Here is a 12,810-nt window from a genome sequence, read left to right on the forward strand (position 1 = left end):
CGCCTTATGCTGCGCTGCACATGAACCGCTGCTGAACGGATCCGACACATCGTTGAAGAAGAAGACTGCGGGCTCGGCCGCTAGACGCGCTCGAGCCGCTGATGGGGCGGTGGGGGCAGCGTGACCACCACGGCGTCACCCGGGCGGACGATGCCGCCGGCGATGACGATCGCCATGATGCCTGCCTTGCGCACCAGCTGTCCCTCGGCGTCACGGCCAAGCACGGCCGCCATCAGGCCCTTTCGGAACCGGTCGATCTGGATGCAGGGGTTGCGCAGCCCGGTGACTTCGATCTCGGCGGTCTCGCCGAGATGGAGGCGAGTGCCACGGGGTAGGTCGAGGAGGTCGATGCCGGCCGTCGTGACATTCTCGCCGATGGCGCCCGGACCGATCTCGAACCCGGCTGCGGCGAGTTCGTCGAACAATTCGGCATGCACGAGATGAACCTGCCGCAGATTGGGCTGGGCCGGGTCAACGGCGACACGGGAACGATGCTGGACGGTCACGCCCTGATGCGCATCGCCCTCGACGCCAAGCCCGGCGAGAAGCCGGATCGCCGGCTGGCTGTCCTTGGAGAAGGCGTGAACCTGGCTCGCGCAGACGGCAACCACCCGCGGAGTCGTCATTCGGCAGGGCCTGTCGCAACCGGAACATCGGCACGCCCGCCCCATTCCGCCCATGAGCCGTCATAGAGCGCGACGTTCTTCGCGCCGATTGTCTCAAGGCCGAGCGCCAGGATCGCGGCCGTCACGCCGGAGCCGCAGGTGGTGACGATCGACTTTGCAGGGTCGACGCCCGCCTCGGCGAAGATCACGGCCACGGCATCGGGGCTCTTGAGCTTGCCATTGGCAATCAGTTCGCTCGCCGGGACGTTTCGGCTGCCCGGCATATGGCCGGAGCGAAGGCCGGGGCGGGGCTCCGGCGCCTCGCCGCGAAAGCGGGCGGCCGGCCGCGCATCAACGATCTCGACAGCGGCCGAGCCGATGATCGACTGCATCTCGTCGATGGCGCGCACGGCATCGCGGTCGAGCTTCGCCTGAAAGACGGCCGCTTCCGGTTTCGGGCCGTGCGTCTCCAGCGGCAATCCCGCCGCGACCCAGGCCGGCAGACCGCCTTCGAGGATGCGGACATCGATGGCGCCCATGACGCGGAAGGTCCACCGGACACGTGGCGCCGAAAAGAGGCCGGCGCCGTCATAGACGACGATCGTCTGTCGTTCGGAAATCCCAAGTGCACCGACGGCCGCGGCAAAGGCCTCGGGCGAGGGGAGCATATGCGGCAGGCCGCTCGTCGTGTCGGCAATCCGATCGAGATCGAAGCGCACCGCCCCGGGGATATGGCCAGCCGCATAGTCCGCATCGGGGTCGCGGGCATCGCCCGGCAGATACCAGGAACCATCGACAACGGAGAGTCCCGGCTCGCCGAGCCGGTCAGCCAGCCAGGCCGGAGATACGAATGGGGAGGTGGCGTGGGTCATGATGGTCTTTCGCGGAGGGCTTCACGCAAAGCGAATGCGAATGCGGCGGTTCTGCTTGCCCTTGTTCTCGATCTTCGCGACCGCGATCAGGCCGATTTCGGCCGTCGCCTGGACATGCGTGCCGCCGCAGGGCTGCAGGTCGATATCGCCGATGCGGACGAGACGGACCCGGCCACTGCCCATCGGCGGCTTGACGCTCATCGTCTTGACCAGCCCGGGATTGGCGAGAAGCTCGTCGTCGGTGATCCACTCCGTGGTCACCGGATGATCTGCCGCGATCATCTCCGCGAGGCGCGCGTCGATCTCGTCCTTGGTCGGCACCGCGCCTTCGATGTCGAAGTCGAGATGGCCTTCCTCGGCGCCGATGCGGCCGCCCGAAACCGGGAAGGGCACCGCGACCGTGAGGAGATGCAGGCCGGTGTGAATGCGCATGTAGCGGTGGCGTGTCGGCCAATCGATATGCGCGACGAGCCGTTCGCCGATCTCAGGCACAGCCGAGCCAGCGATCGGAACATGCACGATCTCGGATTTCGAGCTGCCATAGACCGCCGTGTCGATCTCGATCATCGAGCCATCGGCGCGCTCAAGCTTGCCCTTGTCGCCAGGCTGCCCGCCGCCGGTCGCATAGAAGATCGTCCGGTCGAGCAGGATCCCGCCCTGATCCGTGAGGCCCACCACCGCTGTCTCGGCCGTGGAGAGATAGGGGTCTTCGCGGAAAAGGAGGATCGTTTCGGTCATGTGTCGGCGTCTTCATAGGGAATGGCGATATCAACAGGCCGCTCGAGCCAGGCTGGCACCGGCAATCCCTTCTCGCGCAGAAAGGCCGGGTTGAACAGCTTCGATTGATAGCGCGTGCCGTAATCGCAGAGGATCGTCACGATGGTGTGGCCGGGGCCGAGATCTTTCGCGAGGCGGATGGCGCCGGCGATGTTGATGCCGGACGAGCCACCGAGGATCAGCCCTTCATGCTCGGCGAGATCGAAGACAATCTCCAGTGCCTCGGCATCGTCGATCCGGTAAGCGCGGTCGATCGGCGCGCCCTCGAGATTGGCGGTAATGCGGCCCTGGCCGATGCCTTCGGTGATCGAGGAACCCTCGGCTTTCAGGACGCCGTCCGTATACCAGCTATAGAGCGCGGCTCCATGCGGGTCGGCGAGGGCGATCTGGATGGCTGGTTTGAAGCTCTTTAGTGCGATACCGACTCCGGCCAGCGTACCGCCCGAGCCGACCGCCGCGACGAAGCCATCCACGTTGCCGCCGGTCTGCTCCCATATTTCGGGGCCCGTCGTGTCGATATGCGCCTGGCGATTGGCGACATTGTCGAACTGGTTCGCCCAGATGGCGCCGTTCGGTTCGCTTTTCGCGAGCTCCATGGCAAGACGCCCCGAGAGCTTCACGTAGTTGTTGGGGTCGCGATAAGGAACGGCCGGAACCTCGATCAGCGTCGCGCCGGCGAGGCGAAGCGCGTCCTTCTTCTCCTGCGACTGGGTGTCTGGGATGACGATCACAGTCTTGAAGCCGAGCGCGCTCGCGACGAGCGCCAGGCCGATGCCGGTATTGCCGGCCGTGCCCTCGACAATGGTGCCGCCCGGTCGCAGCTGGCCCTTGGCGATCGCGTCCTGAACGATGAACAGCGCGGCGCGATCCTTGACCGACTGGCCGGGATTGAGGAATTCGGCCTTGCCGAGAATCGTGCAGCCGGTCTCCTCGGACGCGCGGCGGAGACGGATCAGCGGCGTATTGCCGATGGCTTCGATGACGGAGGGGAAAACGGCCATGGGGTCCTTCGGATAACGGCGCCGGAACGCTAGCGGGCGTCCACAGATGCTGCAAGGCGTCACGCATCGCAAAGCACTCCGCCTCGCCATCGCGGCTTGCGGGAGAAAATCATTCCGGCGACGAGGCTTCGCTTGGAATGTCGGCGTGATCCCCATTCTTCAGCGCCGCGAAAGCTGCAAGGGCACGCTTTCGGGAGGCGTCGAGGTCAACGATTGGCGCTGGATAATCGCCGGCCGCGCTGGGCGTCTTCCCGTGGATCTCCGCGGCCGAACGGTTGGCAAGTTCCGGGACGAAGGCGCGCACATAGTCGCCCTTCGAATCATAGGTCTCACCCTGCCGAATGGGATTGAAGATGCGGAAGTAGGGCGCCGCATCGGCGCCTGATCCGGCCACCCACTGCCAGCCGGCCGGATTGTTGGCGGCATCGGCATCGACGAGCGTATCCCAGAACCAAGCCTCTCCGATCCGCCAGTCGATCAGGAGATTCTTGATCAGGAACGATGCGGTGATCATGCGGACCCTGTTGTGCATCCAGCCCGTCTGCCAGAGCTGACGCATGCCGGCATCGACGATGGGGAAGCCGGTGCTGCCTTGCTGCCATGCCTTCAGTTGCGCCGCGACCGGCTGTTGCCATCCAAAGGCATCGAAGCGCGGTTGGAAATTGCGTGTTGCAAGGTCCGCCTGATGGAAGAGGAGATGCCAGCTGAATTCACGCCAGCCGAGTTCCGACAGGAACTTGTCGATCGAACGGCGCGGCGGGGTGGGGGAGGCGGCGTGCGACGCAGCCTCGACGGCATGCCAGAGCTGAAACGGGCTGATCTCGCCGAAGCGGAGATGCGGCGACAATCTTGATGTCGCGTCGATGGCCGGCTCGTCCCGATGAGCGGCGTAGAGGCGAAGACCGTTCTCGAGAAAATCATCGAGCCGTTGCAGCGCCCCGGCCTCGCCCGGAGTCCATGCCGCGCGCAATCCACCGGACCAGTCGGGATGTCGCGGCAGCAGCTTCCAGTCATCGAGGTCGTCGGAGGCCACTTCGTCTGCGGCCTTCGGCCAGGTCTCGGGCGCCGGCAGCGGCTGACGCGGCGGCGAGCCGCTGAGGCAGGCGCGCCAGAACGGCGAATAGACGCGGAAGGACTGACCCTCTTTGGTTTGCACCGTCCAGGGCTCGAAGAGGAGATTGGCCTGCCGGCTTTCGGCCGCGACTGTCTTTTCCTTGAAGCGGGCCTTGAGCGCCGCGTCCACGGCGCGCTCGGCTCCACCATAGCGACGGTTCCAGAACACGGCTCCAGCGCCGAGTTCGTCGACAAGGCGCTCGATGGTTGCGGCGGCCTTGCCTCGCCGAAGGATCAGCCGATGGCCCTTCGCTGCGAGGTCCTCTGAAAGACGCTCCAGCGAATGGTGGAGCCACCAGCGGGCTGCGCCGCCGAGCGGCCGGATGCCCTCGGTTTCCTCGTCGAGGCAATAGACCAGGGCAAGCGGGCGACCGCTCTCGATCGCGGCTGTCAGTGCGGGATTGTCGGCGAGGCGGAGATCGTCGCGAAACCAGACGAGGGCAGGGGTATCGGCGTGGGTCATGTGCGCTGAATTAGCGTTGCATCATCGCCCCGGCGAGGGGCAAGGCACATTGAAACGCCGCTATTCGGCGGCGGCAAACGCGCGCGCCGAGCCTCGTTCGATCCGCGCCCAGGCCGGGCGCTCGAACAGGAAGCGGAACCGTGTGCCGCGCACCAGCCAGAAGAACAGGATCGGCGTCACGACCGCAACGGCGGTCACGATCAGCGAGATGGTGCCAAGGTCGGGAATGACGCCGGTCTTGAGCAGCAGCGTTCGCGTCGTCGCCATCGGCAGGAAGAAGGCGAGATAGATGACGATCGAGTTCTGGCCGCAATATCGCAGCCATCCGAGCCGGTGGCTTTTCGAAAGCAGCGCCGAGAAGGCGATGACGGCGGCTGCGCCAAGCATGCCGAGTCCGAGGCTGACGAAGGGCAGCTCCGAATAACCGCCGAAGACGGCGACGCCCTCGATCACTGCCCAGACCGCCAGCGCCGCAGCGGCTTCGACGGGGCGCTCGATAACGCGCGCTGCGAAGCGGAAGATCAGCGGCGCGAAAATGTAGCCTGAATAGAAATAGACAAAGCGGGCGGCGAACTCGTCCGGAATGACCCAGCCGGTCTCGATTGGCAATGTTTCGAGCGCTGCCGCCGCGAGCCAGACGATCCAGACCGGGACGCCCCGCAGAAGCTTGGTGACCGCGAAGAAGAGTGGCAGCAGGAAGATGAACCAGAGCGTGCCGAAAGGATCGATAAAGGCGAGCAGGAATTCGCGCAGAGCGCCCATCGTGCCATCATCGGCGATCATGCCCGGCGCTTTGAAGGCGAACTGGATCACCAGCCAGAGCACATAGAAATAGCCGAAATGGATGATCTTGCGGTCGGCATAGGTGCGCCAGTCGCGATCGATGACCTGAGCCAGGAACAATCCGGAGATCATGAAGAAGTCCGGCATGCGGAACGGCTTGGCGAAAGCGACGACATAGGTCATCCAGCCTTCGGCACCGGCAGCTTTTTCGACGCCCAGCGTCGAGTGCATCATCACGACCATGATGATGCAGAAGCCCTTCGCATAGTCGACCCAGTCGACCCGTGCTTTGGTCCGCGCAGTCAGATCCATGCGATCCGCTCCTGTCGATGCCGGAGCTTTAGCGCCTCTGACGCGGGAAAGGCCAATCCGATCTGCCGATTTCGGCGTCGCCTCCCGAAAATTTTACGAATTGGTGAATCAGGACCGATCCTGGGCGCGCCATCTGGACGATGCAGCCATTTGGCGTGCCGCGCGTTCACCCCGGCTTCACCAGGGGGAAACCGCCTTCATGTTCGATCCGGAAACCAAGGACCAAGCGGATCTCCGCGAGGGGATGCCGCCCTGGCGGAGCGATCTCGCGCTGCCGCCGCTGCAGTCGGTCATCGGCAATCTCCGCTGCGACGTCCTGATCGTGGGTGCGGGCATTACGGGTGCGCTTGCGGCCGAGCATCTGACGAGCCTCGGGCGAAGCGTCATCGTCCTGGATCGTGAGCGTCCGGGACGCGGCAGCACGCTGGCCAGCACCGCGATGCTGCTCTGGGAGATCGATCGCCCGCTCAGCGAGCTTGCCGATCTCTACGGGTTCGAACGCGCGGGCAACATCTATCGGCAGAGCTTCGAGGCCGTCGCGGGACTTGCGGGGCTGGTGTCCACGCTCGGCCTGCCATGCCAGTTCCGGCGCCGGCCATCGCTTTATCTGGCGGCCGGCGATATTGGTGCCGCGGCGCTTGCCGCCGAACTGCAACTTCGAGCCCGCGCGGGATTGCCGGGGCGTCTTCTCGGCCATCTCGACCTGCTGCGCGAATATGGGATCGATCGCGAGGCCGCGATCCTCTCGCCGGGCTCCTTCGATGCCGATCCGCTGTTGCTCGCCAACGGGCTCGCCGGCATCGCAGCACGGCGCGGCGCGACTTTCCTCAGCGGCGAAGCCACGTCCTATGACAGCTACGGCAAGGGCGTTCTGGTCGGTCTCGACAACGGCTTCGAGATCGAGGCTGGCAGGGTCGTGCTGGCCACCGGTTATGTGATGCCCGACTTCGTGCAATCCGATCTCTATACGGCGAATGCGAGCTTCGCGGTCGCGACGCCGGTGCAGCAGCCTGGGCTCCTCTGGCGTGACGAGGCGCTCATCTGGGAGGCGTCGGACGACTATCTCTACGCGCGCACCACTGCTGACGGGCGCGTGGTGATCGGCGGTGAGGACGAGGAGGGGATGACCGAGCGCGCCGAGCGCGAGGCGGTTGCGCCGCAAAAGACCGCCGGGCTCATGAAGAAGCTCGCGGCCTTGCAGCCGGATCTCGATGCGCGGGCCGAAATGACCTGGTCAGGCGTTTTCGGGACGACGGAGGATGGACTGCCGCTGATCGGTGAAGTGCCTGGCAAGCCCGGCATCTTCGCCGCCTATGGCTATGGCGGCAACGGAATCACATTCAGCTTCCTCGCCTCGCGGCTGATAGGCCGGATGATTGCCGGAGAGCCAGAGCCCTGGTTCGACGATCTCGCGATCGACCGCCCGAGGCCATGACGGTCAGAGGCCCGCACCTTTCGCAAGGCACGGGCCTCGACCGACGAGGATCAGCGAATGTTGTCGCAGTCCTCGATATTCTGGCTGCCGCCGGGGCCGCAGGAATTCGGCGGATTGTCCATGGCCTGGATGGCAGCGGCGTTGTTGCCGGTGCTCGAACAGCCTGAAACGGCCGCAAGGCCGGCAACCATCGCCAGCGAGAGAATGAAGAGACGCATCGGAACCTCCGGTTTCCTTGAAAGACGATCGAATGGCGGCGCCGACAACGGCCGGGCCGGGCGCGGACATCGCGTGGCTGCCGCAAGCTGCGACGACCTGGTTGGCTTTCGGCTGAAGATCCCCGACAGGCAATCTCGTGCCGTCCCCGGTCCCAGCAGAAGGCATAAACGTTAAACGTCAGGAAAAGCGCGGTGGTTTCGCGGTGGATGAACAACCGACCAAGAATTCAGCGATGGCCCTTGCAATCCTCGACATTGCGGCTCCCACCGGGTCCGCAGGTATTGGGTGGATTATTCATGGCCTGCACAGCCGCGAGATTGTCGCCAGTGCAAGCGGTGAGGCCGACCAGGCCTGATGAGAGAACCAGGAAAACAAGCAGCACGCGCATCGGTCAGTGTCCGTCTTTGTCGAAGCAGGGCAAAGAGGGCGAGAGCCGCTTGCCGAAGCGGGCTCAGCGCATCGGCACCAGGCGCTTCGCTGCACAATCCTTTTCAACGGCGACGGCGATCAACGCATTGCGCTCGCCGCGCGCCTTGGCAACCATCGCCACGAATTCGGGGCTGCGTGAGCCAGTGCCAAGCAGCAGGAATTCGAGCGTCGGGCTGCGGCGAAAGCCTGCGATCGTGCTGTTGTTGTCGCCGATCGGGACGTTGAGTTTTTGAATGCGTGCCGCGATCTCGTCGCAGGAGAGCTTGCGGAAACGGGCCGGATCGACCGGCGTCACCGGCTCCCACTGTGCCAATGCCGGGATCGAGGCCATCAGGAGGGCCGCCGCGGCCACCACCAGCTGTTTCATCCTGTGTCCTCCGATCCCGTGAAGTCGGCGCCGGCGTGCCGGCGCCGTTTCGATCAGCGGCGTCCGCCGTTGCAATCATTGATGTTGGAGCTGCCGTCAGAACCACAAGCGTTGACGGGATTGTTCATCATGTCGACTGCCGCGGCGCTGTTGCCCGAGCCCGTGCTCGAGCAGCCAGAGACCGCGGAGAGACTGGCAATGACGGCCAGTGAAAGGAGAAGAACGCGCATTTTGACTTTAACCCCCCGGTTGAAACATTGTGGCCCTAAGGCCGCGTCAGCCATCATTGCCCGCATTGAGCTCCGATGGTCGTTTGCCTTCGTCGAGCGGGAGCGCCGGCAGATAGCCACGGCTCTCGGCCCATTGCCTGAAAGCGATCCGCAAAGCTTCGGGTCGCGACGCTGACGGCGCTTCCTCGGCGATGAATCGATCCAGAGCACCCAGTAGCTCGGGCGCCATGCGGACGCCGACAAGCGTGGCGTCCGTGCGTGGCCGGCCTCGCAACTTGCGATCGAACGTTTCGTCTGAACTCATGCCTTATCTGATAACAGAAAATCGCCGCGGCGGCAATTGTCTGCCCGCTCAGGCGGTTAGCGGCGCCACGACGCGCGAGCAGATCCACAGAATCTGCGCCGGCTCTGATCCTGTCGACACGCAGGCATGCCCCATCGAGCTGTCGAAATAGCAGCTGTCCCCGACATTGAGGATGGTCGGCGCGTAGTGCTCGGTGTGCAATGTCACCTGGCCTGAGAGGACGTAAAAGAACTCTTCGCCGGAATGGCGGACGAGGCTTGGAAAATCGCTGATCGAACTTGCGTCGATCGTGGTCAGCAGCGGGATGAACTGCTTTCCCGAGAGCTCTGCCGCCAGCATCTCATAAGAATATTGTGCCGTGCTGCGAATGACACCCTGGCCGCTGCGCGTCACCGTCCGCCGGCCACCGATATCGCTCGGCGCCTTTCCGGTGAACAGCTCGGCCATGTCGAGACCGAGGCCGCCAGCGACGCGAAGGATCGTGTCATAGGTCGGAGACATCTGGCCGTTCTCGATCTTCGACAGAGTCGAGGATGCGAGGCCGCAGCGGTCGCCGAGTTCCTGCAGCGTGAAACCCGCTTCGCGGCGAAGCCGGCGCAGGATCGTGGCGATCGGCTCGCTCCCGCGCGGCGAGACGGGCTCAACGCCGGCAGGCGCTGGGGTGTGGGCGGTCTTGGAGGGCGCAGCCATGTGGCATTCCTATCGGAAACATTTTTGAACTACAGGATTCCCGCCGCCTTAGCAAAGCGCCGTGTGAAGACGTCGTTCAAAAAGAAATGTCGACAAATTGTGCACAATGCATGCGTGGCTTCGCAGGCTCTTATATTGGGCGGAAGGCCTGAGAATTGACCAGAAACCGCCAAAATCCGGGCATTGGCTGCATTTCGAGCACCCGGCAACGCTTGCTGGACGGACAGGTGCCGGGCGCATAGTGCGTCGTTTGCGCATCGCTGAGGCGCCAATGCGCCAAATTTCGCCTATACGAAATAAATTTCCTCGCTATGGTTTTGATCCGGGGTGGCGTCGCTGCGCCGCTGCCGGGTTGGCCGGGGCGGTGCGGACGCGGCAGTTTCAAGGACAGAGGGGACTTTCGATGAATTTTCGAGCAAGGGCATTGGCCTCGGCCTTCATCCTCGCCTCGCCGATCTGGCTGGCGACGCCGTCTTTCGCGGAGCGCGTCCTGCGCCTCGACGAGTCGCCGATTGGTGAGATCGATCCGGCCAAGGCGACGGATTACGCCGATACCGTGCTGGCGGTGAATATCTATGACACGCTGGTGTTCCCGAAGGCGGGCGGCCCCGGCGTGGAGCCGCTGCTGGCGACCGAGTGGACCACCGACGGCAAGACCTTCACCTTCAAGCTGAAGGATGGCGTGAAGTTTCATTCCGGCAACCCGCTGACCGCCGATGACGTCGTCTTCTCGCTTAATCGCATGATCGCGATGGGGCAGGGCTTCTCCAGCCTCTTCGCCGGCCGCGTCGAGAAGGCCGAAGCCATCGACCCGCTGACGGTCAAGTTCACGCTGACCGAGGCTTACGCACCGTTCCTGGCCGCGCTCGTCCGCCTGCCGATCGTCGATTCCAAGACGGTCATGGCCAACAAGGTCGATGGCAAGTATGGCGAGTTCGGCGATTATGCCGATGCCTGGATGTCCGCGCATGACGCGGGCTCGGGCGCCTACAAGGTCGAGAGCCAGAACCCGCAGTCCGAGACCGTCATGGTCAAGTTCCCGGACTATTTCCTCGGCTTCGGCGAGAACGCGCCTGACAAGGTCCGCTATCGCTACGGCATCGAGGCTCCGACCGTCCGGGCGCTGATGTCGCGCGGCGAGCATGACATCGCCGATCTCTGGCTGCCGCCGGAAGTCATCCGCGCGCTGGCGGCCGAGAAGGGGATCAAGCTGGCGTCGGAAGCCGGTGGCGCGACCGGCGAATACATCAAGCTGAACACGACCCGTGCGCCGCTCGACGACGTTCACTGCCGGCGCGCACTGACTTATGCGTTCGACTATGCGACGGCGCTGAAGATCCTGAAGATCGACGACAAATACGCGCAGGGCATTCCGATGAAGGGCCCGCTGCCAAGCGGTCTGCTCGGATATGACAAGAGCCTTCCCGACTATAAGCAGGACATGGCGAAGGCCAAGGAAGAGCTGGCGCAGTGCAAGTACGATCCGAAGACCAGCCCGCTCGACATCGCCTGGATCGCCGAGGTGCCGGCGCGCGAGCGTATCGCGCTGCTGATGCAGGCGAGCTTCTCCCAGCTCGGTTTCCCGGTGAAGGTCATCAAGACGCCGTGGGCGCTTGTCTCGGAGCAGGTCACCAAGCCTGATACCGCGCCGCACGCCGTCGAGATCGCGGTTGCCGCGGTGACGCCGGATCCGGATTCGCTGCTCTACAACATGTTCTCGTCCAAGGTTCCGCCCACCTGGATGTCCGCTGAGCATCTGAAGGACGCCAAGGTTGACGAACTGCTCGAGGCCGGCCGCAGCGAGCCCGATGAAGCGAAGCGCGAGGCGATCTACAAGGAGCTCAATTCGGTGATCCGCGACCTCGCCCCCGATATCAACGCCTACGAGTTCACGGGCGTCTATACGGTACGCGATGCGATCGGAATTCCGGCGCTCGAAGACAAGTCCAAGCAGACGCTGGACAACTTCAACCTCGTCTTCCGCAATATCAGCGTCGCCGAATAAGGCACGTTCGCCATCGACCCCGGCGGTGTTCCGCCGGGGTTTTCCAAGGGGCGCGTAACCTGTCGGCCTTTCACAGGTCTCGCCGCTGACGTCCGAGCCCCCGGCTGCATCTCTGGCGCCCGTTGGCCTTCCTTGGCTGTCCTGCCGCCTGGCCTCACGCCCCTGACGGAGCAAAAGCCACGATGATCCTTAAATCGACATTGAGGCGTATCGGCGCGGCGCTCATCGTGATGATCGGCATCTCGATGCTGATCTTCGCGATCGCCCGGGTGATGCCGGGGGATCCAGCGCGGATTGCGCTCGGGCCGAATGCCACCGCCGAGCAGGTCGCTGCTTTGCGGGTCGAGCGCCATCTCGATGCGCCTCTGCCCGTCCAGTATCTCGAGTTCCTGAAGGCGCTGTCGCGCGGCGATCTCGGCCGCTCGCTTTACACCAATCGCCCCGTTACGACCGACATCGCCCAGTTCCTGCCGGCGACGCTGGAGCTCGTCGTCGTTTCGGCGATCATCATGGTGCTGATCGGCCTGCCGCTTGGCATCATGTCAGCGCATTTCCGTGGCCGCGTGCCGGATCACGTGGGGCGCCTCATTGCGCTGATCGGCGTCTGCACGCCCGCTTTCGTCTGGGGCGTCATCCTGCAGCTCTTCTTCGGTTATTTCTGGCCGATCTTCCCGATCGAAGGCCGGCTGCTTGAATCGACGCCGCCGCCGCAGGGGCCGACCGGCTTCTATCTGATCGACAGCCTGGCGGCGGGCAACATCACCACCTTCTTCGACGCACTGCATCACCTCGTGCTGCCGGCACTGGCGCTGGCGATGTCGGGTCTCGGGCAGACGGCGCGCCTGACGCGCGCCAACATGATCGACGTCTACGACAAGCCCTATGTCGAGATGGAACGCGCCTATGGCTTCAAGCCGTTTCGCATCGCGACGCGCTATGCGTTTCGTCCGGCCTTCATCCCCACGCTGACGATCCTCGGCCTCGAATTCGCGGCGATGCTTGGCAATGCGTTTCTGGTCGAGAAGGTGTTCGGCTGGCCAGGCCTGTCGCGCTATGGCGTCGAGGTGATCATCCGCAAGGATCTCGACGCGATCGTCGGCACCGTCCTCATCATCGCGGCCGCCTTCCTCATCATGAATATCGTCGTCGATATCCTCGTCGGCTTTATCAATCCGCGTATCCGTCTTGCGGCAGGGAAAGCCTGA

Annotated in this window: 12 protein-coding genes; 3 read left to right on the forward strand and 9 right to left on the reverse strand. The window is 64.2% G+C overall.

Annotation, left to right across the window (positions count from 1 at the left end; all coding sequences use genetic code 11):
* Window positions 1-80 precede the first annotated feature (80 nt).
* The 6 genes from BUB39_RS20145 to BUB39_RS20170 form a co-directional block, all read right to left on the reverse strand.
* The gene (locus tag BUB39_RS20145; RefSeq protein WP_175561914.1) at window positions 81-626 is read right to left on the reverse strand and encodes an MOSC domain-containing protein; all 546 of its coding nucleotides are present in this window, start codon (window positions 624-626) and stop codon (window positions 81-83) included.
* Complete coding sequence (gene sseA / locus BUB39_RS20150; protein ID WP_073057351.1) at window positions 623-1,477, reverse strand: 3-mercaptopyruvate sulfurtransferase; 855 nt, start codon at window positions 1,475-1,477, stop codon at window positions 623-625. Before sseA ends, BUB39_RS20145 begins: the two co-directional genes overlap by 4 nt.
* 21 nt (window positions 1,478-1,498) lie before the next feature.
* Window positions 1,499-2,215, reverse strand: coding sequence for an alanyl-tRNA editing protein (locus BUB39_RS20155; RefSeq protein WP_073057353.1), 717 nt, complete (start codon window positions 2,213-2,215; stop codon window positions 1,499-1,501).
* On the reverse strand, window positions 2,212-3,255 hold the full coding sequence (locus BUB39_RS20160; protein WP_073057355.1) for a cysteine synthase A: 1,044 nt from the start codon (window positions 3,253-3,255) through the stop codon (window positions 2,212-2,214). Before BUB39_RS20160 ends, BUB39_RS20155 begins: the two co-directional genes overlap by 4 nt.
* Before the next feature lie 109 nt (window positions 3,256-3,364).
* The gene (locus BUB39_RS20165) at window positions 3,365-4,831 is read right to left on the reverse strand and encodes a cryptochrome/photolyase family protein (protein ID WP_073057358.1); all 1,467 of its coding nucleotides are present in this window, start codon (window positions 4,829-4,831) and stop codon (window positions 3,365-3,367) included.
* 60 nt (window positions 4,832-4,891) lie between these two features.
* Complete coding sequence (locus BUB39_RS20170; protein WP_073057361.1) at window positions 4,892-5,926, reverse strand: acyltransferase family protein; 1,035 nt, start codon at window positions 5,924-5,926, stop codon at window positions 4,892-4,894.
* Between the two features lie 199 nt (window positions 5,927-6,125).
* On the opposite strand from BUB39_RS20170, the gene BUB39_RS20175 reads away from it, so the two are divergent.
* Window positions 6,126-7,361 (forward strand): NAD(P)/FAD-dependent oxidoreductase, encoded by a 1,236-nt coding sequence (locus BUB39_RS20175; protein WP_073057364.1) that lies wholly within the window; start codon window positions 6,126-6,128, stop codon window positions 7,359-7,361.
* Window positions 7,362-7,411: 50 nt separating this feature from the next.
* Here BUB39_RS20175 and BUB39_RS25560 read toward each other — a convergent pair whose 3' ends face one another.
* The 3 genes from BUB39_RS25560 to BUB39_RS20190 form a co-directional block, all read right to left on the reverse strand.
* The gene (locus BUB39_RS25560) at window positions 7,412-7,579 is read right to left on the reverse strand and encodes a hypothetical protein (protein WP_175561915.1); all 168 of its coding nucleotides are present in this window, start codon (window positions 7,577-7,579) and stop codon (window positions 7,412-7,414) included.
* A gap of 452 nt (window positions 7,580-8,031) precedes the next feature.
* Window positions 8,032-8,376, reverse strand: coding sequence for a hypothetical protein (locus BUB39_RS20180; protein WP_073057368.1), 345 nt, complete (start codon window positions 8,374-8,376; stop codon window positions 8,032-8,034).
* Window positions 8,377-8,958: 582 nt separating this feature from the next.
* Entirely contained in the window at window positions 8,959-9,600 is a 642-nt protein-coding gene (locus BUB39_RS20190) for a helix-turn-helix domain-containing protein (protein WP_084527743.1), read from the reverse strand.
* 403 nt (window positions 9,601-10,003) lie between these two features.
* Here BUB39_RS20190 and BUB39_RS20195 point away from each other — a divergent pair, with 403 nt between their 5' ends.
* Both BUB39_RS20195 and BUB39_RS20200 read left to right on the forward strand, forming a co-directional pair.
* A complete protein-coding gene (locus tag BUB39_RS20195; RefSeq protein WP_073057370.1) occupies window positions 10,004-11,605 on the forward strand; it encodes an ABC transporter substrate-binding protein in 1,602 nt (533 codons plus the stop codon).
* Between the two features lie 182 nt (window positions 11,606-11,787).
* Entirely contained in the window at window positions 11,788-12,810 is a 1,023-nt protein-coding gene (locus tag BUB39_RS20200) for an ABC transporter permease (RefSeq protein WP_073057373.1), read from the forward strand.

The organism is Kaistia soli DSM 19436 (assembly GCF_900129325.1).
In the GTDB taxonomy this organism is placed as follows: domain Bacteria; phylum Pseudomonadota; class Alphaproteobacteria; order Rhizobiales; family Kaistiaceae; genus Kaistia; species Kaistia soli.

What these genes read in the sequence shown, in the direction of transcription:
- BUB39_RS25560 (WP_175561915.1), bottom strand. Translation starts at nt 7,579, where the DNA reads ATGCGTCTCTTCATTCTCTCGCTGGCGATGGTTGCCGGCCTTGCGGCC.
- BUB39_RS20190 (WP_084527743.1), bottom strand. Translation starts at nt 9,600, where the DNA reads ATGGCTGCGCCCTCCAAGACCGCCCACACCCCAGCGCCTGCCGGCGTT.
- BUB39_RS20175 (WP_073057364.1), top strand. Translation starts at nt 6,126, where the DNA reads ATGTTCGATCCGGAAACCAAGGACCAAGCGGATCTCCGCGAGGGGATG.
- BUB39_RS20155 (WP_073057353.1), bottom strand. Translation starts at nt 2,215, where the DNA reads ATGACCGAAACGATCCTCCTTTTCCGCGAAGACCCCTATCTCTCCACG.
- BUB39_RS20145 (WP_175561914.1), bottom strand. Translation starts at nt 626, where the DNA reads ATGACGACTCCGCGGGTGGTTGCCGTCTGCGCGAGCCAGGTTCACGCC.
- BUB39_RS20180 (WP_073057368.1), bottom strand. Translation starts at nt 8,376, where the DNA reads ATGAAACAGCTGGTGGTGGCCGCGGCGGCCCTCCTGATGGCCTCGATC.
- BUB39_RS20165 (WP_073057358.1), bottom strand. Translation starts at nt 4,831, where the DNA reads ATGACCCACGCCGATACCCCTGCCCTCGTCTGGTTTCGCGACGATCTC.
- BUB39_RS20195 (WP_073057370.1), top strand. Translation starts at nt 10,004, where the DNA reads ATGAATTTTCGAGCAAGGGCATTGGCCTCGGCCTTCATCCTCGCCTCG.
- BUB39_RS20170 (WP_073057361.1), bottom strand. Translation starts at nt 5,926, where the DNA reads ATGGATCTGACTGCGCGGACCAAAGCACGGGTCGACTGGGTCGACTAT.
- sseA (WP_073057351.1), bottom strand. Translation starts at nt 1,477, where the DNA reads ATGACCCACGCCACCTCCCCATTCGTATCTCCGGCCTGGCTGGCTGAC.
- BUB39_RS20200 (WP_073057373.1), top strand. Translation starts at nt 11,788, where the DNA reads ATGATCCTTAAATCGACATTGAGGCGTATCGGCGCGGCGCTCATCGTG.
- BUB39_RS20160 (WP_073057355.1), bottom strand. Translation starts at nt 3,255, where the DNA reads ATGGCCGTTTTCCCCTCCGTCATCGAAGCCATCGGCAATACGCCGCTG.